The 26,833-nt window shown below is 56.2% G+C and carries 23 protein-coding genes and 1 pseudogene; 17 read left to right on the forward strand and 7 right to left on the reverse strand.

Going from position 1 to position 26,833, the window contains the following annotated elements; all coding sequences use genetic code 11:
• Positions 1-26: 26 nt before the first annotated feature.
• Complete coding sequence (locus tag ABLU95_RS15150) at positions 27-431, reverse strand: DUF2541 family protein (protein WP_023291916.1); 405 nt, start codon at positions 429-431, stop codon at positions 27-29.
• A gap of 397 nt (positions 432-828) precedes the next feature.
• On the opposite strand from ABLU95_RS15150, the gene dnaK reads away from it, so the two are divergent.
• The 8 genes from dnaK (at position 829) to nhaR (ending at position 11,743) form a co-directional block, all read left to right on the forward strand.
• Positions 829-2,745: a molecular chaperone DnaK gene (gene dnaK / locus ABLU95_RS15155; protein WP_023291917.1), complete on the forward strand. Its 1,917-nt coding sequence runs from the start codon at positions 829-831 to the stop codon at positions 2,743-2,745.
• 87 nt (positions 2,746-2,832) lie between these two features.
• On the forward strand, positions 2,833-3,966 hold the full coding sequence (gene dnaJ, locus ABLU95_RS15160) for a molecular chaperone DnaJ (RefSeq protein WP_002887955.1): 1,134 nt from the start codon (positions 2,833-2,835) through the stop codon (positions 3,964-3,966).
• 602 nt (positions 3,967-4,568) lie between these two features.
• Positions 4,569-5,336, forward strand: a complete 768-nt coding sequence (locus ABLU95_RS15165; RefSeq protein WP_065883321.1) for an outer membrane protein OmpK — start codon at positions 4,569-4,571, stop codon at positions 5,334-5,336.
• Positions 5,337-5,356: 20 nt separating this feature from the next.
• Complete coding sequence (locus tag ABLU95_RS15170) at positions 5,357-6,850, forward strand: sulfatase-like hydrolase/transferase (RefSeq protein ID WP_049014573.1); 1,494 nt, start codon at positions 5,357-5,359, stop codon at positions 6,848-6,850.
• 99 nt (positions 6,851-6,949) lie between these two features.
• A complete protein-coding gene (locus ABLU95_RS15175; RefSeq protein WP_086075200.1) occupies positions 6,950-8,149 on the forward strand; it encodes an anaerobic sulfatase maturase in 1,200 nt (399 codons plus the stop codon).
• Between the two features lie 27 nt (positions 8,150-8,176).
• Positions 8,177-9,445 (forward strand): cytoplasmic protein, encoded by a 1,269-nt coding sequence (locus ABLU95_RS15180; protein ID WP_048336371.1) that lies wholly within the window; start codon positions 8,177-8,179, stop codon positions 9,443-9,445.
• A gap of 171 nt (positions 9,446-9,616) precedes the next feature.
• Entirely contained in the window at positions 9,617-10,792 is a 1,176-nt protein-coding gene (gene nhaA, locus ABLU95_RS15185) for a Na+/H+ antiporter NhaA (protein ID WP_218810385.1), read from the forward strand.
• Positions 10,793-10,846: 54 nt separating this feature from the next.
• Complete coding sequence (gene nhaR, locus ABLU95_RS15190) at positions 10,847-11,743, forward strand: transcriptional activator NhaR (RefSeq protein WP_023291923.1); 897 nt, start codon at positions 10,847-10,849, stop codon at positions 11,741-11,743.
• Between the two features lie 109 nt (positions 11,744-11,852).
• Here the strand turns inward: nhaR and rpsT are convergent, their stop codons facing one another.
• On the reverse strand, positions 11,853-12,116 hold the full coding sequence (gene rpsT / locus ABLU95_RS15195) for a 30S ribosomal protein S20 (RefSeq protein ID WP_002887965.1): 264 nt from the start codon (positions 12,114-12,116) through the stop codon (positions 11,853-11,855).
• Between the two features lie 116 nt (positions 12,117-12,232).
• Here rpsT and ABLU95_RS15200 point away from each other — a divergent pair.
• The 8 genes and pseudogenes from ABLU95_RS15200 to ABLU95_RS15235 form a co-directional block, all read left to right on the forward strand.
• Positions 12,233-12,438, forward strand: a pseudogene (locus ABLU95_RS15200) (DUF2575 domain-containing protein); the annotation flags it as partial.
• A 7-nt stretch (positions 12,439-12,445) separates the two neighbouring features.
• On the forward strand, positions 12,446-13,384 hold the full coding sequence (ribF, locus tag ABLU95_RS15205; RefSeq protein WP_218810384.1) for a bifunctional riboflavin kinase/FAD synthetase: 939 nt from the start codon (positions 12,446-12,448) through the stop codon (positions 13,382-13,384).
• A gap of 43 nt (positions 13,385-13,427) precedes the next feature.
• Positions 13,428-16,244 carry an isoleucine--tRNA ligase gene (ileS, locus tag ABLU95_RS15210; protein ID WP_044525330.1) on the forward strand — a complete coding sequence of 939 codons (2,817 nt, stop codon included), beginning with the start codon at positions 13,428-13,430 and terminating at the stop codon, positions 16,242-16,244.
• On the forward strand, positions 16,244-16,744 hold the full coding sequence (gene lspA, locus ABLU95_RS15215; protein WP_023291926.1) for a signal peptidase II: 501 nt from the start codon (positions 16,244-16,246) through the stop codon (positions 16,742-16,744). The genes ileS and lspA overlap by 1 nt, the downstream gene beginning before the upstream one ends.
• Positions 16,745-16,860: 116 nt before the next feature.
• Positions 16,861-17,310, forward strand: a complete 450-nt coding sequence (gene fkpB, locus ABLU95_RS15220) for an FKBP-type peptidyl-prolyl cis-trans isomerase (protein ID WP_023291927.1) — start codon at positions 16,861-16,863, stop codon at positions 17,308-17,310.
• 1 nt (position 17,311) lies between these two features.
• Positions 17,312-18,262 (forward strand): 4-hydroxy-3-methylbut-2-enyl diphosphate reductase, encoded by a 951-nt coding sequence (gene ispH, locus ABLU95_RS15225; RefSeq protein WP_002887979.1) that lies wholly within the window; start codon positions 17,312-17,314, stop codon positions 18,260-18,262.
• A gap of 67 nt (positions 18,263-18,329) precedes the next feature.
• Positions 18,330-19,244: a ribonucleoside hydrolase RihC gene (rihC, locus tag ABLU95_RS15230; RefSeq protein WP_065882784.1), complete on the forward strand. Its 915-nt coding sequence runs from the start codon at positions 18,330-18,332 to the stop codon at positions 19,242-19,244.
• A gap of 29 nt (positions 19,245-19,273) precedes the next feature.
• Positions 19,274-19,639, forward strand: coding sequence for a DUF805 domain-containing protein (locus tag ABLU95_RS15235; protein ID WP_065882783.1), 366 nt, complete (start codon positions 19,274-19,276; stop codon positions 19,637-19,639).
• Here ABLU95_RS15235 and ABLU95_RS15240 read toward each other — a convergent pair.
• Complete coding sequence (locus ABLU95_RS15240; protein WP_218810383.1) at positions 19,587-20,516, reverse strand: LysR family transcriptional regulator; 930 nt, start codon at positions 20,514-20,516, stop codon at positions 19,587-19,589. The two genes, ABLU95_RS15235 and ABLU95_RS15240, sit on opposite strands and share 53 nt — an antisense overlap.
• Before the next feature lie 92 nt (positions 20,517-20,608).
• Between ABLU95_RS15240 and ABLU95_RS15245 the strand changes: the two genes are divergently transcribed.
• The gene (locus ABLU95_RS15245; RefSeq protein WP_348879889.1) at positions 20,609-21,238 is read left to right on the forward strand and encodes an alanyl-tRNA editing protein; all 630 of its coding nucleotides are present in this window, start codon (positions 20,609-20,611) and stop codon (positions 21,236-21,238) included.
• 5 nt (positions 21,239-21,243) lie between these two features.
• On the opposite strand, the gene ABLU95_RS15250 is transcribed toward ABLU95_RS15245, so the two are convergent.
• The 4 genes from ABLU95_RS15250 to oadA all read right to left on the reverse strand — a co-directional run bounded on the left by ABLU95_RS15250 (position 21,244) and on the right by oadA (position 26,820).
• Positions 21,244-21,948, reverse strand: a complete 705-nt coding sequence (locus ABLU95_RS15250) for a response regulator (RefSeq protein WP_048296651.1) — start codon at positions 21,946-21,948, stop codon at positions 21,244-21,246.
• The gene (locus ABLU95_RS15255) at positions 21,941-23,569 is read right to left on the reverse strand and encodes a sensor histidine kinase (RefSeq protein WP_048296653.1); all 1,629 of its coding nucleotides are present in this window, start codon (positions 23,567-23,569) and stop codon (positions 21,941-21,943) included. The genes ABLU95_RS15250 and ABLU95_RS15255 overlap by 8 nt, the downstream gene beginning before the upstream one ends.
• A 164-nt stretch (positions 23,570-23,733) precedes the next feature.
• Complete coding sequence (locus ABLU95_RS15260) at positions 23,734-25,035, reverse strand: oxaloacetate decarboxylase subunit beta (RefSeq protein WP_023291143.1); 1,302 nt, start codon at positions 25,033-25,035, stop codon at positions 23,734-23,736.
• A 15-nt stretch (positions 25,036-25,050) separates the two neighbouring features.
• Complete coding sequence (gene oadA, locus ABLU95_RS15265) at positions 25,051-26,820, reverse strand: sodium-extruding oxaloacetate decarboxylase subunit alpha (RefSeq protein ID WP_348879891.1); 1,770 nt, start codon at positions 26,818-26,820, stop codon at positions 25,051-25,053.
• Positions 26,821-26,833 lie beyond the last annotated feature (13 nt).

Genomic DNA, 26,833 nt, shown 5'->3' on the forward strand with positions numbered 1-26,833 from the left:
CGTTTTCTCTCGGGCAGGGGACGACGTTAGTCGTCGCCGATAATTTTCAGTGAGGCCATATCTGAGGAGTTGACCGTGTGGCCGGAGAAGGCGATTTTTTTCACACAGCGCTTGTTGTCGTTATCGCTGTTGAGGGAGATCCAGCCGGTGGTGTGGCCCTCTTTGATCCCGGCGGGCACGTTCAGGGTGTGGCTGGCGCCGTGGCTGGCCTTAAAGTAGACCGTTGCTCCGGAGAGCTGAATATCGCCGCGTTCGGCGCTGAGCTGAATACGTTTGACCACCCGGCAGACGGGAAGCTTCAGCGTCAGATCGTTGGTCTCATTGCGCGGCATGGCTATCACGCCGAGGATCTTATGGTCGTTGGCGGCCGCCGAGGTGATAACTGACACGCTAAGGATAAGCCCCGCTGAAAGCCGGAATAGTGATTTCATTAATCTGTCCCCTGAATAAGTAAAGTGCGAGGGCGGGGATCTTATCACTGCGAAAACGGGGCTTTTAGCGCACAAGTATTGCGTTTTATGTCAATGATATTATGAATATATTCGGTTTTTTTTATTCGTTACTTGTATGGGTGTTTCGCCATCTTTTTTGCCGCCCGACAACATCGTTTGCTAAGCCATCGACGGCAGCGGGCGAGGGCGTCGGCTGGCCTCCGACAAAAAATTTTTCTGCTTGCCCCTTGATGCCGGGGTGGGCGACCCCATCTTGTAGTCAACCGCAGTGAAGAACCTGAAAAAAAATGATGTCTGGGCAGTTGAAACCGCACGTTTCGCCCTTATTACAGGTTCACAACCACATGTTGATCGAATTTTTAGTGGAGACGTTTAGATGGGTAAAATTATTGGTATCGACCTGGGTACTACCAACTCTTGTGTAGCGATTATGGATGGCACTACTGCACGCGTGCTGGAGAACGCCGAAGGCGATCGCACCACGCCTTCTATCATTGCCTATACCCAGGATGGTGAAACTCTGGTTGGTCAGCCGGCTAAACGTCAGGCAGTGACAAACCCGCAAAACACCCTGTTTGCGATTAAACGCCTGATTGGCCGCCGCTTCCAGGACGAAGAAGTTCAGCGTGACGTTTCTATCATGCCATACAAAATTGTTGCCGCAGACAATGGCGACGCATGGCTGGATGTGAAGGGCACCAAAACTGCACCGCCGCAGATCTCTGCTGAAGTGCTGAAAAAAATGAAGAAAACGGCTGAAGATTACCTGGGTGAACCGGTAACTGAAGCGGTAATCACCGTACCGGCTTACTTCAACGATGCGCAGCGTCAGGCAACCAAAGATGCTGGCCGTATCGCCGGTCTGGAAGTCAAACGTATCATCAACGAACCGACCGCGGCCGCGCTGGCGTACGGTCTGGATAAAGAAGTGGGCAACCGCACGATAGCGGTTTACGACCTCGGTGGTGGTACTTTCGATATCTCTATTATCGAAATCGACGAAGTTGATGGCGAAAAAACCTTCGAAGTACTGGCGACCAACGGTGATACTCACCTGGGCGGCGAAGACTTCGATACCCGTCTGATCAACTACCTCGTTGATGAATTTAAGAAAGATCAGGGCATTGACCTGCGCAACGACCCGCTGGCGATGCAGCGCCTGAAAGAAGCCGCTGAGAAAGCGAAGATTGAACTCTCTTCTGCTCAGCAGACCGACGTTAACCTGCCGTACATCACGGCAGACGCGACCGGTCCGAAACACATGAACATCAAAGTGACGCGTGCGAAACTGGAAAGCCTGGTAGAAGACCTGGTCAACCGTTCCATCGAGCCGCTGAAAGTAGCCCTGCAGGATGCCGGTCTGTCCGTTTCCGATATCAACGACGTCATCCTCGTTGGTGGTCAGACTCGTATGCCGATGGTGCAGAAAAAAGTGGCCGAGTTCTTTGGTAAAGAACCGCGTAAAGACGTTAACCCGGATGAAGCCGTGGCGATCGGCGCTGCCGTTCAGGGCGGTGTACTGACCGGTGATGTGAAAGACGTTCTGCTGCTCGACGTGACCCCGCTGTCGCTGGGTATCGAAACCATGGGCGGCGTGATGACTGCGCTGATCAGCAAAAACACCACTATCCCGACCAAGCACAGCCAGGTGTTCTCTACCGCTGAAGACAACCAGTCCGCGGTTACCATCCATGTGCTGCAGGGTGAGCGTAAACGCGCGTCTGATAACAAATCTCTGGGTCAGTTCAACCTGGATGGCATTAACCCGGCGCCGCGCGGCATGCCGCAGATCGAAGTGACCTTTGACATCGATGCTGACGGTATCCTGCACGTCTCCGCGAAAGACAAAAACAGCGGTAAAGAGCAGAAGATCACCATCAAAGCGTCTTCCGGTCTGAATGAAGAAGAAATTCAGAAAATGGTTCGCGAAGCGGAAGCTAACGCCGAATCTGACCGTAAGTTCGAAGAGCTGGTACAGACCCGTAACCAGGGCGACCATCTGCTGCACAGCACTCGCAAGCAGGTTGAAGAAGCAGGCGATAAACTGCCGGCTGACGACAAAACTGCCATCGAGTCTGCGCTGACCGCGCTGGAAACTTCGCTGAAAGGTGAAGACAAAGCGGACATCGAAGCGAAAATGCAGGCGCTGGCGCAGGTTTCCCAGAAGCTGATGGAAATCGCCCAGCAGCAGCATGCGCAGCAGCAGGCGGGTTCCGCTGACGCTCAGGCGAGCAACGCGAAAGACGACGATGTTGTCGACGCTGAGTTCGAAGAAGTGAAAGATAAAAAATAATCGCCCTTTGAACGGGTAAAACACTGGCACGGGCGAAGAGGTTTCCTCTCCGCCCGTGCACGCATGTTAAGGGGCTGAAAAACACCGATGGCAAAGCAAGATTACTACGAGATTTTAGGCGTCTCCAAAACAGCGGAAGAGCGTGAAATCAAAAAGGCTTATAAGCGCCTGGCCATGAAGTATCACCCGGACCGTAACCAGGGTGATAAAGAGGCCGAAGCCAAATTTAAAGAAATCAAAGAAGCGTATGAAATCCTGACTGATGCCCAGAAGCGTGCGGCCTACGATCAGTACGGCCATGCGGCCTTTGAGCAGGGCGGCATGGGCGGCGGCGGCGGTTTTGGCGGCGGTGCGGACTTCAGCGATATCTTTGGCGATGTTTTCGGCGATATCTTTGGCGGCGGACGTGGCCGGCAGCGCGCGGCGCGCGGCGCCGATCTCCGTTACAACATGGAGCTGACGCTGGAAGAAGCGGTTCGTGGCGTCACCAAAGAGATCCGTATTCCGACGCTGGAAGAGTGCGACGTCTGCCACGGCAGCGGCGCCAAAGCAGGCAGCAAACCGCAGACCTGTCCAACCTGTCATGGCGCGGGCCAGGTACAGATGCGTCAGGGCTTCTTTGCGGTACAGCAGACCTGTCCGCACTGTCAGGGACGCGGTACGCTGATTAAAGATCCGTGCAATAAATGTCATGGTCACGGCCGTGTTGAGAAGACCAAAACCCTGTCGGTTAAAATCCCGGCGGGCGTGGATACCGGCGACCGGATCCGTCTGGCGGGCGAAGGCGAAGCCGGCGAGCATGGCGCACCGGCAGGGGATCTGTACGTTCAGGTTCAGGTGAAGCAGCACGCTATCTTTGAGCGTGAAGGTAATAATCTGTACTGCGAAGTGCCGATCAACTTCACCATGGCTGCGCTGGGCGGTGAGATTGAGGTCCCGACGCTCGACGGTCGCGTCAACCTGAAAATTCCGGGTGAAACCCAGACCGGCAAGCTGTTCCGCATGCGTGGGAAAGGCGTGAAATCCGTTCGCGGCGGCGCGCAGGGCGATCTGCTGTGCCGGGTGGTGGTGGAGACGCCGGTGGGGCTGAACGAGAAGCAGAAGCAGCTGCTGAAGGAGCTGCAGGAAAGCTTCGGCGGCCCGACCGGGGAAAACAACAGCCCGCGTTCGAAAAGCTTCTTTGACGGTGTGAAGAAGTTTTTTGATGATTTGACTCGTTAATCATTTCCGTCATTGCTGATAAAAAGCCTGAGATTGAGAAATCCCAGGCTTTTTTATTTGTTCTTGATGCATCCATTAATTTAACTCTTTGATTCAGAATCTTTATTTTATTGAATCAGGAGTATTAACAGCGTTCTTCCCATTGATTTATTTTCCCCTCATGGCATAACCTACATGCATTTAATATATGTGCAGTTAATCTCAATAGGGCTTTATTATTTATAACATGAATAATTGATGGTCTGGTCATTTCGATGTTGCTGGGGCATTATGTCTTAATCATCCAGGATAAAGCCCGAACGTTTCATCTGTGGTTGCCCAAATGGGTATTGTCGGACGTCGCTCATATCAATAACGTCCTTACGCGCCAGTTATGACAAAAATAGGTAACAGACAAGTGCGTTATGATCGTGCCGGATATTTATAAATAATAACTTACCCTCACTAAAACAACATATTTTGACACATGCCTGATAATACCCATCGTCCCTTTTGATATGAGATTTTCATCACTATTTTGACGGTGTGTTTCGCTAACAATAAGCGCCGCAGAAAAGTAGTGTATGGCTATGGACGAATTATAACTTTGGGAAATACTTTCAATGCCTCGGATAAAAAATACGCTATTGGCTTGTACGATACTTGCAGCATCCTCGGGCTTTAGTCACTCCGTACAAGCATCTTTGGACTACCAATATTCTTTTGGATCGATTAATGCAGGTTATGCTGACTGGAACAGCGGCTTTGTCGATGTAGGTCGTGGTGAAGTCTGGAAAGCCACAGCTGATTTTGGCGTCAATTTTAAAGAAGCTGAATTCTATTCTTTTTTTGAAAGTAATGTACTCAACCATTCTGTCGCGGGGCGTAACCATACGGTTTCAGCGATGACGCATGTTCGCCTTTTTGGCTCTGACTATACGCTCTTTGGCAAGATTTATGGCCAGTGGGAAAATACGTGGGGGGATGATCTGGACATGTTTTATGGTCTTGGTTATCTGGGATGGTCCGGGAAATGGGGATTCTTTAAACCTTACCTCGGACTCCACAATGAGTCGGGTGATTATGTTTCGCCAAAATATGGACAAACAAGCGGCTGGAACGGGTATGTGCTGGGCTGGACGGCAGCTTATAACTTCACACTGTTTGACGAGAAATTTGTTCTGTCAGACTGGAATGAAATTGAATTTGAGCGAAATGACGCCTACGCGGAACAGCAACACGGTGATTATGGCATTAATGGCGGTTTAACGCTGGCCTGGAAGTTTTATCCTCGCTGGAAGGCAACGGTAACCTGGCGTTATTTTAAAAACAAATTAGGTTATGACGGCTTTGGCGATCAAATGATTTATATGGTTGGGTATGAATTTTAAAAAATGTCAAAGGAGTTAAAATGAAAAGAACAGTTGTTGCCAGTATGATTGGGCTGGCGCTATGTGCCGGGAGCGCGCTGTCAACAGCACATGCCGCAACAGAAAAGCGTCCTAATTTGGTTATTATTCTGGCTGATGATTTAGGGTATGGCGATCTTGCAACTTATGGACATCCCATTGTCAAAACCCCGAATATCGACAAACTGGCGCAGGAAGGGGTGAAATTCACCGATTATTATGCGCCTGCGCCGCTGTGCTCTCCCTCCCGTGCGGGTCTGTTAACCGGTCGTATGCCATTTCGTACCGGTATTCGCTCATGGATCCCGGAAGGCAAAGATGTTGCATTAGGGCGTAATGAACTGACCATCGCCAATCTGTTGAAACAGCAGGGCTATGACACGGCGATGATGGGCAAACTGCACCTGAATGCAGGGGGAGATCGTACCGATCAACCCCAGGCAAAAGATATGGGGTTTGATTACAGTCTGGTGAATCCGGCGGGATTTGTCACGGATTCCACGCTGGATAATGCCAAAGAGCGTCCTCGCTACGGGGTGGTGCATCCGACAGGATGGCTACGCAATGGGCAACGAATTGGTCGCGCAGATAAAATGAGCGGTGAATTTGTCAGCTCTGAAGTGGTGAACTGGCTGGATAATAAGAAAGATGATAAGCCGTTCTTCTTATATGTCGCGTTTACTGAGGTGCACAGCCCGCTGGCTTCGCCGAAGAAGTATCTCGATATGTACTCGCAATATATGAGCGCGTACCAAAAACAGCATCCAGACCTGTTTTATGGCGACTGGGCTGATAAACCGTGGCGTGGCACGGGGGAGTACTACGCGAACATCAGTTACATGGATGCTCAGGTCGGTAAAGTGCTGGATAAAATTAAGGCAATGGGCGAAGAAGACAACACCATCGTGATTTTCACCAGTGACAATGGCCCGGTAACGCGTGAGGCGCGTAAGGTGTATGAGCTGAACCTGGCGGGTGAGACCGATGGTTTGCGTGGCCGTAAAGATAATCTGTGGGAAGGCGGCATCCGCGTTCCGGCGATTATTAAATATGGCAAACATCTGCCGCAGGGGATGGTGACGGATACGCCGGTTTCCGGTCTTGACTGGATGCCGACGCTGGCGAAGATGATGGATTTTACACTCCCGAACGATCGCACGTACGATGGCCAGTCTTTGGTTCCGCTGCTGGAACAGAAGCCGCTGGAGCGTAATAAGCCGTTGATCTTCGGCGTTGATATGCCATTCCAGGACGATCCAACCGATGAGTGGGCGATCAGGGATGGCGACTGGAAAATGATCATCGATCGTGAAAATAAACCGAAGTATCTCTACAACCTGAAGACCGACCGTTACGAAACGCTCAATCAGATTGGCAAACGGCCGGATATTGAGAAACAACTGTACGATAAGTTCCTGAAGTATAAAGCAGACATCGATAACGATTCGTTAATGAAAGCCCGTGGCGATAAGCCGACGCCGGTCACCTGGGGCTAACCGAATAACCATAAAACCGTAGTATGCCACTTAGGGCGATGCCCGCCTGATTCGGTGTTTAAACTGAATCAGGTTCTTTTTATTGGGATGGATATAGCGATCATGCGAAGAAAGAGCTGTCAGGTCATGATTAAACCGACAGGTTCAGTATGCAATCTTGATTGTAAGTACTGCTTCTATCTGGAAAAGGAAAAGCTCTACCCGGAGCGAAAGCGCAACTACAGAATGTCAGACGAGATGCTGGAACGCTTCATTAAACAACATATTGCCGCGCAAGAGGTTGATGAGGTGATTTTTGCCTGGCAGGGCGGAGAACCGACGTTGATGGGGCTACCTTTTTATCGCCGGGCGATCGAACTCCAGCAGCGTTATGCTGCGGGAAAAACGATTGTGAATACCTTCCAGACGAACGGCATTTTGATCGACGACCAATGGGCTGAGTTTTTTCGGGCCAATCAATTCCTGGTCGGTATTTCCATTGACGGCGATGCAGCCTTGCATGACGAATGGCGCGTTACGCGCTCGGGAAAAGCGACGCATGCGAAAGTTGAACAGGCCATACAATGTCTGCACCGCCACGGCGTTGAATTTAATACGCTGACGGTTGTTAATCAGAGCAATATGCGCCATCCGCTTCAGGTATATCGCTATCTGAAGAGCATCGGCAGCCGTTATATGCAATTTATCCCTTTGGTGGAAAGAAGCAGCGAAAAGAGCGGCCTTGGGCTGGCGCACCCTGAGGACAGGCAAACAAAAATGATGCCGTGGTCGGTTGATCCGCTACAGTTTGGCCATTTTCTTAACGCTATTTTTGATGTATGGGTCCGCGAAGACATTGGCGACATAGGCATACAGATGTTTGAACAGACGCTTGCCGCCTGGTGTGGGTTGCCTCCCCAGGTATGCGTATTCGCGCCAACCTGCGGCAGCGCGTTTGCGATGGAGATGAACGGCGACGTTTATAACTGCGATCATTTTGTTTATCCGCAGTACAGGCTGGGAAATATTCAGGATACAACGCTACATGCGATGAATAATAGCGCGCAAAACCAGCAGTTTGGTGATGATAAAAGCCACTCAATGGCGCAGGAGTGTCGCTCTTGTCAGTGGCAATTTGCCTGCTACGGCGGCTGCCCCAAGCACCGCTTCTTGCAATCCGCGACGGGCGAGAGAAACCACAACTATTTGTGCGCAGGCTATAAAGCGTTTTTCTCTCATAGCGCGGTGACTATGAGCGCGATGAAAACGCTCCATCAGAATGGTTTTTCACCGGCAGAGATAAAATCAATATTTGTTTGAAAATCATACCGTCACAGGGAGTTAATCATGTTTTCTCAGGTTAATGTCGATAGCTGCAAAACGCCAGGCTGCAAAAATCTGGGCGTGTTGAACAGCCCGGATTACCAGAACCAGGGGAAAAATGTGTTATGCAGGGCATGTGGTTTTCATTTTCCTGTGATTTCGGCAAGATCGCTGAATCTTTTTCGCCAGTCGGTAAATCGGGTATGGAAAGGGTTGATAAAATCCTGCCCCGGATGCGGCGGCGTCTCACTAAAAAAGTATGGCTTTTCCGCGCAGGGGGAGCCACGCGTCTGCTGCCAGCAGTGCCATAAAACATTTCTTTATCCCGTCAGATATAAAACCGATCCGCGCCAGGATTATCTTGCCGCACTCATCCAGGATGGGGCTTCGCTGGCGGATATCCGATCCGCCCTTGCGTTAGACAGTACCGGACTAAGCCGTGAATTACAGAAGTTATCCCGCAGGGCAAATCAGGCGGAACGTGAGTTTGCCTTTCCCGCTTTCGACATTACCCTCAGCACCCGCGCTTTTCGGGTTAAATTTAACGGCGGTGACAATTTTCTGTATGTGCTGGTCACCGCCGAGGAGACTACCGGTCGGATTATATCCGTAACAACCAATTATTCACTCCAGCCCGTTGAAACGGAGTATCAATACCACTCTTATTACGAAGAGCGCCTGCCGCCCGGTACGCTGGTACATCTTGTGCAACGGAAAGAAGCGATAACGATGCGGCGCGCAACGCTTTTTGATGTGGATTACGGACCGGCGGCGTTATACAAAAACGATCCGGGGATGCTGGTCAAACCCGTATTGCCGGCTTATCGCCATTTTGAATTAGTCAAAACACTGACAGATGCACGTTCCCTCAATATTCAACACTACATCGATCAGGAATGTTTTATATTAGGTGGCTGCCTGATGGCGAATTTGCAGCAGGTTCAACAGGGGCGATGCCATATCTCATTTGTCAGAGAGCGAGGCATGACGCCGCCGCTGCATGATATCCCGCCGCGCCTGTTTATGGGCGGAGGGAACCGCAACAATGTCTGGCGGACCTTCTCTACACGGGACTATGCGATGGCGGTTTGTAACCTAACCGGCAATAAAAAAACGGCCAATCTGCGGCACGCCACGTTAAATGGCGCGACGAAATTTATTCAATACCTGCACGCGCATCCTTTTTTGCCGCAGCTAAATCGTCTGTCTCCGGCGAACGTGACCGTGACGCTGGATTGTCTGAAATATGAATATAATAAAAGACAGAAAATGTGGGACGATCTGCGCGGTTAATTCTGCTTTCGTCAACGCCTGGCCTTTTGCTGCCCAGTCTATCATTGTCTTATCCCTCCTCTTTAACTCGTAAAAATCGAGTATTGGCGCAATTTAAATCTGATTTTTTCGAGTTATCAGTCTGTGTATTATACTTTTATCGAGTTATTCACCAACAGGATGAAAGTAAAAGTGAAACATCTGCAACGATTCTTCAGTAGCGATGCTTCCGGCGGCATTGTCTTAATCATCGCCGCGGCGCTGGCGATGGTCATGGCCAATACCAGCGTGTCCAGCGGTCTGTATCACTCCTTCCTTGATACGCCTGTACAGCTGCGGGTGGGGGCGCTGGAGATCAACAAGAATATGCTGCTATGGATCAATGATGCCCTGATGGCGGTGTTCTTCTTGCTGATTGGCCTGGAGGTTAAACGCGAGCTGATTCAGGGCTCGCTGGCGAGTCGCCGTCAGGCGGTCTTTCCGGTGATTGCCGCGCTCGGCGGGATGATCGTCCCGGCGCTGGTCTATCTGGCCTTTAACGCTCAGGATCCTGTCGCCAGAGAGGGTTGGGCGATCCCGGCGGCGACGGATATTGCCTTTGCCCTCGGCGTGCTGGCGCTGTTAGGCAGCCGCGTCCCGACGGCGCTGAAGATTTTCCTGATGGCGCTGGCGATTATTGATGACCTTGGGGCTATCGTGATTATCGCGCTGTTTTATACCCACGACCTGTCAATGCTCTCGCTGGGCGTGGCGGCGGCGGCGATTGCGGTGCTGGTGGTTCTGAATCTGAGCGGCGTGCGACGCACCGGGATCTATATTCTGGTCGGTGCGGTGCTGTGGACCGCGGTGCTGAAGTCCGGCGTTCACGCGACGCTTGCCGGGGTCATCGTTGGCTTTATGATCCCGCTCCAGGAGAAGCAGGGTCAGTCACCGGCTAAAGTGCTTGAGCATGTCCTGCATCCGTGGGTGGCGTTTATGATCCTGCCGCTGTTTGCCTTCGCCAACGCGGGCGTCTCGCTGCGGGGGGTTACGCTTGATGGACTGACGTCGCTGCTGCCCCTGGGTATCATGGCCGGCCTGTTTATCGGTAAGCCGCTGGGGATCAGCCTGTTCTGCTGGCTGGCCCTGAAGCTGAAGTGGGCCTCGCTACCGGAGGGGACCACCTGCCGGCAGATTATGGCGGTGGGCATTCTGTGCGGGATTGGCTTTACGATGTCGATTTTTATCGCCACGCTGGCCTTCGGCAATGTCGATCCCGCGTTAATTAACTGGGCCAAGCTTGGCATCTTAATTGGATCGGTGGTATCAGCTGTTACCGGCTACCTCATACTGCGTCAGCGCGTAACGGATACTCGCCTCGCGGTATAACCTTTCTGCAGGAGGGCCTGCCAGGCTCTCCTGGACATTATCAGGGAGAGAAGCATGTCACATATCAACTACAACCATCTGTACTACTTCTGGCACGTCTATAAAGAAGGGTCTGTCGTGGGCGCGGCGGAGGCGCTGTTTCTGACGCCGCAGACCATTACCGGGCAGATCAAAGCGCTGGAGGAGCGTCTGCAGGGTAAGTTATTTAAGCGCAAGGGAAGAGGGCTGGAGCCGAGCGAGCTCGGGGAGCTGGTCTTTCGCTATGCCGACCGGATGTTTACCCTGAGCCAGGAGATGCTCGACATCGTCAACTACCGCAAAGAGTCGAATCTGCTGTTTGACGTCGGCGTGGCCGATGCGCTATCGAAACGGCTGGTCAGCGGCGTACTGGATGCCGCCGTTGTCGAAAGCGAGCAGATCCATCTGCGCTGTTTTGAATCCACCCATGAGCTGCTGCTGGAGCAGCTGAGCCAGCATAAGCTCGATATGATTATCTCTGACTGCCCGATCGACTCGACGCAGCAGGAAGGGCTGTTTTCGGTGAAGATTGGCGAGTGCAGCGTCAGCTTCTGGTGCATGAACCCGGCGCCAATGAAGCCGTTCCCGGCCTGTCTTGAAGAGCGACGGCTGCTGATCCCTGGTCGACGCTCAATGCTGGGACGTAAGCTGCTGAACTGGATTAACGTGCAGGGGCTGAAGGTGGAGATCCTCGGCGAGTTTGACGACGCGGCGCTCATGAAAGCCTTCGGCGCCGCGCATAATGCGATTTTTGTCGCGCCGACGCTCTACGCGCATGATTTCTACCATGATGAATCGATTGTCGAAATTGGCCGCATGGATAGCGTGATGGAGGAGTATCACGCCATTTTCGCCGAACGGATGATTCAGCATCCGGCGGTACAGCGCATCTGCAATCGCGATTATTCGTCGCTGTTTACTGAACCCAGATAGCCGGAAAGCGTGGGCTGGCGTGGCTCAGGTCGCGCCAGGACGGGAAAGATGACAGGCATAAAAAAACCCGCTTTCGCGGGTTTTTTCACAAAGCGACAACAAGCAGCGATTAAGCCAGTTTGTTGATCTGAGCGGTCAGGTTAGCCTTATGACGCGCAGCTTTGTTTTTGTGGATCAGACCTTTAGCAGCCTGACGGTCCACGATCGGTTGCATTTCGTTAAATGCTTTTTGTGCAGCAGCTTTGTCGCCAGCTTCGATAGCTGCGTATACTTTCTTGATGAAAGTACGCATCATAGAGCGACGGCTAGCGTTGTGCTTGCGAGCCTTTTCAGACTGAACGGCGCGCTTCTTAGCTGATTTGATATTAGCCAAGGTCCAACTCCCAAATGTGTTCTATATGGACAATTCAAAGGCCGAGGAATATGCCCGTTTAGCCTTCTTTTGTCAATGGATTTGTGCAAATAAGCGCCGTTTAACACCACAGCGCTTCATTACGTAGTGATGGCGCAAGATTCTACCAGCTTGTCGCAGGCGAATACAGCTTTTCCACCATAAAAATCGCCGGGGGCGGGCGGTTTTCCCGCTGACTCGCGCTGAGTGAATGAATTCCTGAGAACTTTCGTTGCCGAGGAGCAATCGCTGGTTAACGTTGACAGTTGTACAAGGTATACTCGGACGATTTTCACTGTTTTGAGCCAGACATGAAGCTGATACGCGGCATACATAATCTCAGTCAGGCCCCGCACGGGTGCGTGCTGACCATTGGCAATTTTGACGGCGTGCATCGTGGGCATCAGGCGCTGCTGCAGCGCTTGCGCGAAGAGGGCCGCCAGCGCGGTTTACCGGTGGTGGTGATGATTTTCGAACCCCAGCCGCTCGAGCTCTTTGCCGCCGATAAAGCCCCGGCGCGGTTGACCCGCCTGCGTGAAAAGCTGAGCCATCTGGCTGAAAGCGGGGTCGACTATGTGCTTTGCGTTCGCTTCGACCGCCGGTTCGCCGCGCTGACGGCGCAGGATTTTATCAGCGAACTGCTGGTGCGCCGCCTGGGCGTGCAGTTCCTTGCCGTCGGTGACGATTTCCGCTTTGGCGCTGGTCGCCAGGGGGATTTCTTGTTATTACAAAAGGCGGGGGCGGAATACGGCTTCGACGTCACCAGCACCCAAACCTTCTGCGAAGGCGGGGTGCGAATCAGCAGCACGGCGGTGCGTCAGGCGCTGGCCGATGACGATCTCCTGCTGGCGGAGACGCTGCTCGGCCATCCGTTTAGCATTTCCGGACGCGTCGTGCATGGCGACGAACTGGGCCGTACCATAGGTTTTCCGACGGCGAACTTACCGCTGCGTCGTCAGGTTTCCCCGGTTAAAGGGGTCTATGCGGTAGAAGTGACAGGGCTGGGCGACAAACCGATCGCCGGCGTCGCCAATATTGGCACCCGTCCAACGGTAGCGGGCGTGCGTCAGCAGCTCGAAGTGCATCTGTTGGACGTTGTAATGGACCTCTACGGTCGCCATATCAATGTAGTACTGCGTAAAAAGATACGTAATGAGCAGCGGTTTGCGTCGCTCGACGAGCTGAAGGCGCAAATCGCACGTGATGAGTTAACGGCCCGCGAATTATTTGGGCTGACCAGCCAGGCCTGAGCCACTGGTGTTTATCAAACCGAAATACGGAACCGAGAATCTGATGAGTGACTATAAATCGACCCTGAATTTGCCGGAAACAGGGTTCCCTATGCGTGGCGACCTCGCCAAACGCGAACCGGGAATGCTGGCGCGTTGGACCGATGATGACCTGTACGGCATCATTCGTGCAGCCAAAAAAGGCAAAAAAACCTTCATTCTGCATGATGGCCCTCCTTATGCGAATGGCAGTATTCATATTGGTCACTCGGTTAACAAGATTCTGAAAGATATTATCGTTAAGTCCAAAGGACTGACGGGCTATGACTCGCCTTACGTTCCGGGCTGGGACTGCCACGGTCTGCCGATCGAGCTGAAAGTAGAGCAGGAATACGGCAAGCCGGGCGAGAAGTTCACCGCCGCAGAATTCCGCGCCAAGTGCCGCGAATATGCCGCTCTGCAGATCGAGGGTCAGCGTAAAGATTTCATCCGTCTCGGCGTGCTGGGCGACTGGTCGCATCCGTATCTGACCATGGACTTCAAAACCGAAGCCAACATCATTCGCGCGCTGGGTAAAATCATCGGCAACGGTCACCTGCATAAAGGCGCCAAGCCGGTGCACTGGTGCGTAGACTGCCGTTCCGCGCTGGCGGAAGCGGAAGTGGAGTATTACGACAAGACTTCTCCATCCATCGACGTAGCGTTCCACGCGGTAGATAAAGCCGCGGTGCTGGCGAAATTCGGCGTCGCCGACGTCAACGGCCCGGTGTCGCTGGTTATCTGGACCACCACCCCGTGGACCCTGCCGGCTAACCGCGCCATCTCCCTGTCGCCAGAGTTCGACTATGCGCTGGTGCAGGTGGACGGCCAGGCGCTGATCCTGGCGAAAGACCTCGTTGAGAGCGTGATGAAGCGCGTTGGCGCGGCCGATTACACCATCCTGGCGGCGGTGAACGGCGCCGAGCTTGAACTGATGCGTTTCCAGCACCCGTTCCTCGATTTCGACGTGCCGGCGATCCTTGGCGACCACGTGACGCTGGATGCCGGTACCGGTGCGGTGCATACCGCCGGCGGCCACGGTCCGGACGATTACACGATCAGCCAGAAATACGGTCTGGAAATCGCTAACCCGGTTGGCCCGGACGGGGCTTATCTGCCAGGCACCTATCCGTCTCTGGACGGTATCAACGTCTTCAAAGCCAACGATATCATCGTTGAGATGCTGCGAGAGCGCGGCGCGCTGCTGCATGTGGAAAAAATGCAGCACAGCTATCCGTGCTGCTGGCGACACAAGTCGCCAATCATCTTCCGCGCCACCCCGCAGTGGTTCGTGAGCATGGATCAGAAAGGTCTGCGCGCGCAGTCCCTTAAAGAGATCAAAGGCGTGCAATGGATCCCGGACTGGGGCCAGGCGCGTATCGAATCGATGGTCGCCAACCGTCCTGACTGGTGCATCTCCCGTCAGCGTACCTGGGGCGTGCCGATGTCGCTGTTCGTGCATAAAGAAACTCACGAACTGCACCCGCGTACCCTTGAGCTGATGGAAGAAGTCGCGAAGCGTGTTGAAGTCGACGGCATCCAGGCATGGTGGGATCTCGATTCCCGCGACATCCTTGGCGATGACGCTGACAGCTACGAGAAAGTGCCGGATACCCTCGACGTCTGGTTTGACTCCGGGTCGACCCACTCTTCCGTGGTTGACGTGCGTCCGGAATTCGCCGGTCACGCCGCCGATATGTATCTGGAAGGCTCCGACCAGCATCGCGGCTGGTTCATGTCCTCTCTGATGATTTCCACGGCGATGAAAGGCAAAGCGCCATATCGTCAGGTACTGACCCACGGCTTCACCGTCGATGGTCAGGGCCGCAAAATGTCCAAGTCTATCGGCAACACCGTTAGCCCGCAGGACGTGATGAACAAGCTGGGCGCCGATATCCTGCGCCTGTGGGTGGCTTCCACCGACTACACTGGCGAAATGGCGGTTTCTGACGAGATCCTCAAACGCGCCGCGGACAGCTATCGTCGTATCCGTAACACCGCGCGCTTCCTGCTGGCCAACCTGAACGGTTTCGATCCGGCAAAAGACATGGTCAAACCGGAAGAGATGGTGGTGCTGGATCGCTGGGCGGTCGGCTGCGCGCAGGCGGCACAGGAAGATATCCTGAAAGCCTACGAATCCTACGACTTCCACGAAGTGGTGCAGCGCCTGATGCGCTTCTGCTCCATTGAGATGGGCTCGTTCTACCTCGACATCATCAAAGACCGTCAGTACACCGCCAGGGCGGACAGCGTGGCACGTCGCAGTTGCCAGACCGCGCTGTTCCACATCGTGGAAGCGCTGGTGCGCTGGATGGCGCCGATCATGTCCTTCACCGCGGACGAAATCTGGGGTTACCTGCCGGGCGAGCGTGAGAAATACGTCTTTACCGGCGAATGGTATCAAGGTCTCTTCGGTCTGGCCGACGACGAAGCGATGAATGACGGCTTCTGGGATGAGCTGCTAAAAGTCCGTGGCGAAGTCAACAAAGTGATTGAACAGGCGCGTGCGGATAAGAAAGTCGGCGGCTCGCTGGAAGCCTCGGTGACGCTGTATGCTGATGCCGATCTGGCCGCTAAGCTCAACGCGCTGGGCGATGAATTGCGATTTGTCCTGTTGACCTCCGGGGCGAACGTCGCAGACTATGCGAGCGCGCCTGCTGATGCCCAGCAGAGCGAACTGCTCAAAGGGCTGAAAGTCGCATTGAGCAAAGCTGAAGGTGAGAAATGCCCGCGCTGCTGGCATTACACCACCGATATCGGCAAGGTGGCGGAACACGCGGAAATCTGCGGACGCTGTGTGAGCAACGTCGCCGGTGACGGCGAGCAACGTAAATTCGCCTGATGAGTAAATCGATCTGTTCAACGGGGCTACGCTGGCTGTGGGTGGTCGTAGCCGTGCTGATTATCGATCTGGGCAGCAAATTCCTGATCCTCCAGAACTTCGCTCTGGGGGAGACGGTTCCGCTGTTCCCGTCGCTTAATCTGCATTATGCCCGCAACTATGGCGCGGCCTTTAGCTTCCTCGCCGACAGCGGCGGCTGGCAGCGCTGGTTCTTTTCCGGGATCGCCATCGGCATTTGCGTGGTGCTGACGGTGCTGATGTACCGTTCGAAGGCGACGCAAAAGCTGAACAATATTGCCTACGCCCTGATTATCGGCGGCGCGCTGGGCAACTTGTTCGATCGCCTGTGGCACGGCTTTGTGGTCGATATGATCGACTTCTACGTCGGCGACTGGCACTTCGCCACTTTCAACCTCGCCGATAGCGCTATCTGCATCGGCGCGGCGATGATTGTGCTGGAAGGCTTCCTGCCGAAACCGACCGCAAAAGAGCAGGCGTAAATGTTAATGCCGGGTGGCGCCACGCCAGCCCGGCCTACAGAATGTGTGGTCTCCCGTCGCCCGGTAAGCGTAGCGCCTCCGGCCAACAGGTGACCGAAAACAAGCGAGCAATTTGCATGTCTAAATCCGTACAGAGCAACAGCGCGGTTCTCGTTCACTTCACGCTGAAGCTGGACGATGGATCCACCGCCGAGTCCACCCGTAACAATGGCAAACCGGCGCTGTTTCGCCTCGGCGACACCTCCCTGTCTGAGGGGCTGGAGCAACAGCTTCTTGGTCTGAAAGAGGGCGAGAAAAAGGCCTTTTCGCTGGAGCCTGACGCCGCATTTGGCGTCCCGAGCCCGGACCTGATTCAGTATTTCTCTCGCCGCGAGTTTATCGACGCCGGCGAGCCGGAGATCGGCGCGATTATGCTCTTTACCGCAATGGATGGCAGCGAAATGCCTGGCGTGATCCGTGAAGTGAACGGCGATTCCATCACCGTCGACTTCAACCATCCGCTGGCCGGGCGCACCGTTCATTTTGATATTGAAGTGCTGGAGATCGATCCGGCGCTGGAGGATTAACATGCAGATCCTGTTGGCTAACCCGCGCGGCTTTTGCGCTGGCGTTGACCGCGCTATCAGCATTGTAGAAAACGCGCTGACGCTGTACGGCGCGCCGATCTATGTTCGTCATGAAGTGGTGCATAACCGCTATGTGGTGGATAGCCTGCGTAAGCGCGGCGCCATTTTTATCGAACAGATCAGCGAAGTACCGGATGGCGCGATCCTGATCTTCTCCGCTCACGGCGTATCGCAGGCGGTACGGAATGAAGCGAAGAGCCGCGATCTGACGGTGTTCGACGCCACCTGTCCGCTGGTGACGAAAGTGCATATGGAAGTCGCCCGCGCCAGCCGCCGTGGCGAAGAGTCGATTCTGATCGGCCATGCCGGACACCCGGAAGTCGAAGGCACTATGGGGCAGTACAATAACCCGCAAGGGGGCATGTACCTGGTCGAGTCGCCGGAAGACGTTCTCAAGCTGGAAGTCAAAAACGACGCCCGGCTGTCGTTTATGACCCAGACCACCCTCTCGGTGGACGATACCTCTGATGTGATTGACGCGCTGCGCGCGCGTTTCCCGAAAATCGTCGGCCCGCGCAAAGACGACATTTGTTATGCCACCACTAACCGTCAGGAAGCGGTGCGCGCGCTGGCGGAGCAGGCTGACGTGGTGCTGGTGGTTGGTTCGAAAAACTCCTCCAACTCAAACCGCCTCGCCGAACTGGCGCAGCGGATGGGTAAGGCGGCTTACCTGATTGACGATGCCTCCGATATTCAGGAAGCGTGGGTCAAGGATGCGGCCTGCGTCGGCGTGACGGCGGGCGCGTCGGCGCCGGATATTCTGGTGCAGAACGTCATTACCCGCCTGCAGGAGCTGGGCGGCGGCGAAGCCGTACCGCTGGAAGGCCGGGAAGAGAATATCGTCTTTGAAGTGCCGAAAGAGCTGCGTGTGGATGTCCGTGAAGTAGAGTAAGTTCTTTCCGTCAGCAGTATGAGAAGATGCCAGACTTAACGTCTGGCATTTTTTTTAGGGAGAAACCATGCGCTTACCGATCATTCTTGATACAGACCCGGGCATCGACGATGCTGCCGCTATTGCCGCGGCGCTGTTCGCCCCTGAGCTGGATCTGCAGCTGATGACCACCGTGGCGGGCAATGTCTCGGTAGAGAAGACGACCCGTAATGCGCTGCAGCTGCTGCACTTCTGGCATGCCGATGTGCCGCTGGCGCAGGGCGCCTCGATGCCGCTGGTGCGTCCCCTGCGCGATGCCGCCTCGGTGCATGGCGAATCCGGTATGGAAGGGTATGACTTTGTTGAGCATCACCGGCAGCCGCTGGCGAAGCCGGCCTTCCAGGCGATCCGCGATGCGCTGATGCATGCTGCCGAGCCGATCACTCTGGTGGCGATTGGCCCATTAACCAATATTGCGCTGCTGCTGACCCAGTATCCCGAATGCGTGTTCAACATTCGCCGGCTGGTGATCATGGGCGGCTCGGCGGGCCGGGGCAACTTTACGCCGAATGCCGAATTCAATATTGCCATCGACCCGGAAGCCGCCGCGAAAGTCTTCCACAGCGGGCTGGAGATTGTCATGTGCGGACTGGACGTCACCAATCGGGCGCTGCTGACGGCGGATTATCTGGCGACCCTGCCGACGCTGAATCAGACCGGTAAAATGCTCCATGCGCTGTTTAGCCACTATCGCAGCGGCAGTATGAGCAGTGGTCTGAGAATGCACGATCTCTGCGCTATCGCCTGGCTGGTCCGCCCGGAACTGTTCACCCTACAGCCGTGTTTTGTGGCGGTGGAGACGCAGGGAACCTGGACCGCCGGCGCCACGGTGGTGGATATCGAAGGGCGACTGGGCCAGCCGGCCAATGCCCAGGTGGCGCTGGATATCGATGTCGAAGGGTTTCAGCGCTGGGCGGCGGAGGTGATCGCCCTGGCGCCGTAATACTCACCCAATCTTCAAGGAGAGAAGTGATGACCTATGGACAGGCGTATTTAAGCGGCTGGAAAGAGACCTTTAATTTTAGCGGCCGGGCCAGCCGACAGCAGTTCTGGACGTTTTTTCTTATCAATCTACTGATCGCCAGCGCGCCGCTGGCCGTCTGGTGGCTGGCAACCAGCATTAACCCTCAATACGGCATCCTCAGTTTTGTTGTTATTCCCTTTGCTGCGCTGTGGTTGCTGCTGATGACTCTCCCTCTGCTGGCGATCGGCTGCCGGCGGATGCATGATATCGGCCGCTCCGGGCTCTGGTTCGTGCTGGGGATTATCATTCCGTGGTTTGCGGTTATTTCGCTGGCGCTATGCTGCCTGCGTTCAGCGTCGGCACCGTCTCGCTGAGATAATCAATCATCGCCCGCATTCTGGCGGGCATATGCTTATCTCCCGTCCAGAGCAGCCACAGATCGCCAGAGTAGCTGCTGATAAATTCCCATTCGGGCAGCACCTGCACGATGTCGCCATTCGCCAGCGCCTCGCGGGCGGTGAACAGCGGCAGGCTGCCGATCCCTAAATGCTGTCTGACCGCGTCGAGGCGCACGGCGGTATGGTTGGCGGCGTACCGCCCGTATGTTTGCACCGTTTCGGTTCTCCCTTCCCGACGGAACTTCCAGCGCGCGTCGGCGGGCGTTTCGCCAAGGCTGATGCAGCTGTGCGCGCGCAGTTCCTGCGGCGTGCGCGGCATACCGTGGCGCTGTAAATAGGCCTCAGTGGCGCAGATAACGTGCGTGACTGGCATCAACGGTTTGCCATGCAGACCGGGCGAGGGGGTATCGGTGATGCGTAACGCCAGATCGATACCGTCATCGATAAAATCCAGAGAGCGATCTTCCAGCCGCAGGCAGACGTCAACCTGCGGGTAACGCTGAAAAAACGCCATCATCAGCGGATGGATCACGAAGCGGCCGACGGCTTTCGGTACGCTGAGCGTCAGCTTTCCCTGGGCGACCGTTTGGCGACTGCCGGCGGAATCCATCGCCTGTCGCGCCGCTTCCAGCATCTGCTGGGCATGCTGATACACCGTTTCCCCGGCATCGCTCAGACGCAGCTTGCGGGTGGTACGCTGCAGCAGTTTGCAGCCCATCTCTCGCTCCAGCCGCGACACGCTGCGGCTAACGGCGGAAGGGGTAATGCCGCTCTGGCGGGCGACGGCGGAGAAGCTGCCCTGGTCGACGATCTGGACGAAAAGGGCAAGGTCGGGCAGGAGGCTGAGATTCATTTGTGCTCCCGGAGCAAGAGTGCATTGGCGGGTGATAGGATTATCGCTGTCGGTATTAATAATATACTGGGCGGACAGAGAGGAGAATCACTATGACTGAACGGGTTTATTACACCAGCGACGCTACCGATGGGCGCGCCCAGATCATCGCCTGCACTGCGGAAGCGGATGGCCGCTACGCCATCGAACTGGATCGGACGCTGTTTCACCCGCAAGGGGGCGGTCAACCGGCGGATCGCGGCTGGATAGCTGGTCAGGCCGTTGAGACGGTTATTGTGCGTGGCGACAGCGTGCTGCATATTCTGTCGCAACCGCTTCCCCTCGGTGAAGTGGAGATGAGAATAGATGCCTCCGCGAGACAACTGTATGCCCGCCTGCATTCCGCCGGCCACCTGCTTGGCCTGGCGGGCGAACAGCTTGGCTGGCAACCGGTGAAAGCGCACCACTGGCCTGGCGAGGGGCGGATCGCTTTCACCGGCGGGAACCACGCCGTGATACCCGACGCCAGCGCGCTGCTGAGCCAGGTGAAGGCATGGCAGGCGCAGGACCTCCCGCGTCAGGTGATCTTCGCTGAGGGTTTGCGCATGGTGGGGTTTGGCGAACTGCCCGCCTATCCCTGCGGTGGCACACATGTCGCCCGCCTGGCGGAACTGGGCGACATTCTTATCAGTCAGATTAAGATGAAGAAGGGGCAGCTGGTGGTCAGCTATTCCCTGGCGTAAACGTTTCAGACCTGCTCAGGGGAGGTCTGTTTGCCGCGATAAATACGCTCCGGTCGACCAACCTTGCCGTAGCTGATTTCCGCTTCCAGAAAGTCGTTCTTCACCCCTTGTTCCAGATAACGGCGGGCGGTGGTTTTGCTGCTGCCAAGGATACGCGCCAGCGAGTCGGCGGTATGCACCACCGCCGGGTCGGCAAACAGCTGGAGTACGCGCTGAAAGGTGCTTTCATCGATTCCGCGTAGCGGTGCGCTGGCCGGTTCCGTCTGTTCCCGAGCCTGAATATTAAACAGCGCATCGACGTGGATCTGGCTGGCCTGTTCGCTGGAACGCAGCGAGCTGCGATAGCGAGCGAAGCGCTCCAGGGTGTGCTGCAGGCGCTGATAGTGCACCGGCTTAATCAGATAGTCGAACACCCCCAGGCGCAGTGCTTCGCTGATGGTATCCATATGATTATCAGCGGTAATAAAGATAATCCGCCCCTTGTAATGGGTACTGACCGCATGGCGGATCAGGTCGATACCTTTGCCGTCAGGTAAGAAATTATCCAGCAGGATCAACTGCGGTTGATACAGTCTGAGTTGTTTCCTGGCGCTCTCGAGTTTATCCGCAATGCCAATGACGTCGAACTGGGGAAACTGTTTGATGTTATCCACCAGGATCTCCGCCAGCATAGGTTCGTCTTCAACGATAAGAGTGGTGATGCTATCCATGATGTTCATCTCGGGTCAGGGGAATATAAAGAGTAAAGATGGTGCCAAAAGGAATGTTATTTTCGACGACGATGCTGCCGCCTGCCTGTTCCACGTAGCTGCGAACCAGCCAGAGTCCGATGCCATGATCTTTGCTGACGCTGCTGGTGACGCCGCGCTCGAAGATCCGATCGCGCAGCGTCTCGTCAATGCCGCATCCCTGATCGGCGACCTCGATAATCACCTCGTGGCCGTCACTGTTGATCAGGCACTCTATCTGCCTTGAGCCCTGCGGCTGTTGCAGGCTGGCATTGTAGGCGTTATCAAGCAGATTCCCCACGATCGAGATCCATTCGTTGTGAGAAAGGGCGGTGGGTAATCTGTCGACGAAGCAGGCTGGATCGAAAATCAGCTCAAGTCCAAGCTCTTTGGCCCGGTAATATTTGCCGATCAACAGCCCGGCCAGGTGGTTGTCCTGGAAGTTACGCGCGATAAAATCGATGACCTTCTGGTGACTTTCCGACTGCTGTTGGATCAGATCCAGCGCATGATCGTAGCGTTTAAGAAACAGCAGGCCGGCGATGGTGGAGATCAGATTGCGATGCTCATGCTGCACGGCGCGCAGGTTATCGGCATATTGTTGTACCTGGCTAAGCTGCAGGCTGAGGGTGTTGATATCGTCTTTACTACGAAAGCTGATCACCCAGCCCTGTGGCTCATTATTTAAGATCACCGCCATCCGGCTGGCGATCACTTTGATCTGATTGAAGGTGACGATCTCGTCTTTTTTATTGGTCTGCGGCGCATCGTAGAAGAAAGCCTCCTGCGAAATCACGCTGCTGATCCCTTTACCGATAAGCGTCGTTTCCGGTTGGCTCAGGTTGAGCAGCCGGCGGGCAGTCTGATTAATCGCGGTGATCTTGTAACGGGAGTCGATGGCGATAAGCCCTTCGAACACGGATTCAAACAATACGCTTTGCTGGATCAACAACTGCGACAGCTGTTGGGGTTCCATATTCAGCATCTGCTTTTTGATATGCAACGAGAAGCGGCGGGCGCAGTAGAGCAGGAGCAGTAACATGATCGCCATCGGGATCAGCAGCGAGCTTATCTGCAGGCTGAGCCAGTTTTCTAACTGTTCAATGGTATAGCCTACCGACACAATGCCGATCACCTTGCCGGTCTCGTCCTGAATCGGTGATTTACCGCGCAGCGAGGAACCCAGCGAGCCTTTGCGCACTGACACGTAGCTTTTCGCGTTTAATAGTGCTTCATCGCTGTCGCCGCCCTCCATTGATTTGCCGATTTCATCAGGGTTGACGTGATAGAGGCGCTGGCCGCTAGCATCACCGACGGTGATATAGGTGGCGTCGGAGAACGAACGCATGGGGTCGATAAGCGCTTTGATTCTGGCGAGGTCGCGTTTCTGAACCGCCTCGACCAGCTCCGGCATCGCCGAAATCTGCATTGCCTGAATCAGCGCCCGCTGCCCGACCTGGTAATGCAGACGCTCTTCGGTAATGTCGGTCAGATACCATGACATCGCCAGCATAACGATCGTCGAGGTGAATAAGATCAGCAGGAAGATGCGATTCTGAAACGATCGCCTGGCAAACCAGTGGGTGATTTTTCGGGTATACATAGCGCCAATAGACATTAAATGATTAGTTTCCCCGTTTCGCGGCCCGAGAACCCGCAGATGGCGCACAGAACCGCTAATTTCAGAAAAGTGATCGATGGCAAAGGGCGTTGTTAATCCTGACCCGGAGGCGGGGCAACGGCCACGCCTCCGGGGAGGACGCCGGCCTACATCGCCAGCACGTACTTGAGCATCACCCCGGCGGCGATCGCCGAGCCGATCACCCCCGCCACGTTCGGGCCCATCGCGTGCATCAGCAGGAAGTTCTGCCCGTCCGCTTCCAGACCCACCTTGTTCGACACCCTGGCCGCCATCGGCACCGCCGACACCCCGGCTGAACCGATCAGCGGGTTGATCGGGTTCTTACTGAACCTGTTCAGCAGCTTCGCCATCAGCACCCCGGCGGCGGTCCCCACGCAGAAGGCGATCACCCCCAGCAGCAGGATCCCCAGGGTCTGCGGCTGCAGGAACTTGTCCGCCACCAGCTTGGCCCCCACCGACAGCCCGAGGAAGATGGTCACGATGTTGATCAGCGCGTTCTGCACCGTATCGCTCAGCCGCTCCACCACCCCGCTCTCGCGCATCAGGTTGCCGAAGCAGAACATTCCCAGCAGCGGCGCGGCGTCCGGCAGCAGGAGCGCCACCAGCAGCAACAGCACCGCCGGGAAGAGGATCTTCTCCCGCTTACTCACCGTACGCAGCTGCACCATGCGGATCTTCCGCTCCTTATCCGTGGTCAGCGCCTTCATGATCGGCGGCTGGATCAGCGGCACCAGCGCCATGTAGGAGTAGGCGGCCACCGCGATGGCCCCCAGCAGCTCCGGCGCCAGCTTGCCCGACAGGTAAATCGCCGTCGGGCCGTCGGCGCCGCCGATGATGCCGATGGCCGCCGCCTGCGGCAGGGTGAACGAAATCAGGCCGAAGTAGTTCAGCGTCAGCGCCCCGAGGACGGTGGCGAAGATACCGAACTGCGCCGCCGCCCCCAGCAGCAGGGTGCGCGGGTTGGCCAGCAGCGGGCCGAAGTCGGTCATCGCCCCGACGCCCATAAAAATCACCAGCGGCGCGATGCCCGAGCCAATCGCCACCTTATAGAAGATGGCCAGCACCCCGGCGGAGTAGCCCATGTCTACCGCCAGGCTCTCCATCTGCCCCTGCACCGACGGCAGGGCCAGGGCCAGCGCCTCCTTAATGGCGTGGACGTCCGGCGCGCAGTGGAGCTTCGCGGCAATCACCGCCAGCTGCGCCGGGTCGTGGTGGGCCAGCAGGCTCTCCAGGGCGCTCAGCGCCAGGCCGGCCTCCGGGATGTTCGACAGCAGGCCGCCGAAGCCAATCGGCAGCAGCAGCAGCGGCTCGAACTTCTTCGCAATCGCCAGCCAGAGCAGCAGCAGGCTGACCAGCAGCATCACCGCCTGGCCGAACCCCAGGTGCATCAGCCCCATCCCCTGAATCAGGGCGTTCAGACTTTCCATTTCCGCTCCTCGTCGTTACGCCAGCTGCAGCAGGGTGTCGCCGACCGCCACCGCATCGCCGGCTTTCACCGCGATACCGCGGACGGTCCCGGCATGAGCGGCGCGGATTTCGGTTTCCATCTTCATGGCTTCCAGAATCAGCAGCACGTCGCCTTCGGCCACGCTCTGACCCTCGCCGGCAATCACTTTCCAGATAGTGCCCGCCAGCGGCGCGGTGACCGGGGTGCCGGCGCCGGCCGGGGCGGCGGCAGGAACCGGTGCGGAAGACGGGGTGGCCGCCGTCAGCTGGCTGACGTCGCCGCCGTCGCTGACCTTCACCACAAAGGCTTTGCCTTCCACTTCCACGGTGTAGATACCGGAGGCGGCAGGCTGCCCGACTTTTGCCACCGGCTGCGCGGCTTCCAGCTGCGGCAGCGGTTCAAAGGCCGCCGGGTTATGGCGGTTTTCGAGGAACTTCAGGCCGGGCTGCGGGAACAGGGCCACGGTGAGCACGTCGTCGATGGCGTTCTCCGCCAGCTGAATATTCTTCTCCTGCGCCTGGTGCTTCACATCGGCTTCCAGCTGCGCCAGCTCCGGCTTCAGCAGGTCCGCCGGGCGGCAGGTGATGGCTTCAGCGCCGTCCAGTACGCGGGCCTGCAGGGCGGCGTTCACCGGCGCCGGCGTGTGGCCGTACTCACCTTTCAGAATGCCCGCCGTTTCTTTAGCGATGGTTTTATAGCGCTCGCCGGTCAGGACGTTGAGCACCGCCTGGGTGCCGACAATCTGCGAGGTCGGGGTGACCAGCGGGATGAAGCCGAGGTCCTCGCGCACGCGGGGGATTTCCGCCAGTACCTGGTCGAGTTTGTCCGCGGCGTTCTGCTGCTTCAGCTGGCTTTCGAGGTTGGTGAGCATCCCGCCCGGGACCTGGGCGACGAGGATACGGCTGTCGGTGCCCTTCAGCTGGCCCTCGAAGGCGTGGTACTTCTTACGCACTTCGCGGAAGTACGCCGCGATGCTCTCCAGCTTGTGGATATCCAGCCCGGTGTCATATTGCGTGCCGGCGAGGGTGGCCACCAGCGCCTCGGTGGCCGGGTGGCCGTAGGTGGCGCTCATCGAGGAGATGGTGGTATCGACGCCGTCGACGCCGGCTTCAATGGCCTTCAGCAGGGCCATCTCCGCCATGCCGGTGGTGGCGTGGCAGTGCAGGTGCAGGGTGACGGCAAAGCGTTTTTTGATTTCGCTGACCAGCTCAAAGGCGGCGCCGGGGGTGAGAATGCCGGACATGTCTTTAATCGCGATGGAGTCGACGCCGGTCTCCAGCAGCTGTTCGGTGAGGTCGAGCCAGGTCTGCAGGGTGTGGGCCGGGCTGGTGGTGTAGCTCAGGGTGCCCTGGGCGTGGGCGCCGTGGCTGCGGACCGCCTGCAGGGCGGCCTGCATGTTGCGCGGGTCGTTCATGGCGTCGAAGACGCGGAAGACGTCCATGCCGTTTTTGACGGCGCGCTCCACGAAGCGTTCGACCACGTCGTCGGCGTAGTGACGGTAGCCGAGCAGGTTCTGGCCGCGGAGCAGCATCTGCAGCGGGGTTTTCGGCATCGCCTTTTTCAGCTCGCGCAGGCGGACCCACGGGTCCTCGCCGAGGAAGCGGATGCAGGCGTCGAAGGTGGCGCCGCCCCAGCACTCCAGCGAGCGGTAGCCGACGTCGTCAAGCTGAGCGGCGACGGGGAGCATATCGTCGAGACGCAGACGGGTGGCGAACAGGGACTGGTGGGCGTCGCGCAGGACGACATCGGTAATGGCAACGGTCATGAATTCCTCCGTG

It is taken from the genome of Klebsiella sp. GG_Kp146, from assembly GCF_040061975.1.
Taxonomy (GTDB): Bacteria; Pseudomonadota; Gammaproteobacteria; order Enterobacterales; family Enterobacteriaceae; genus Klebsiella; species Klebsiella quasipneumoniae.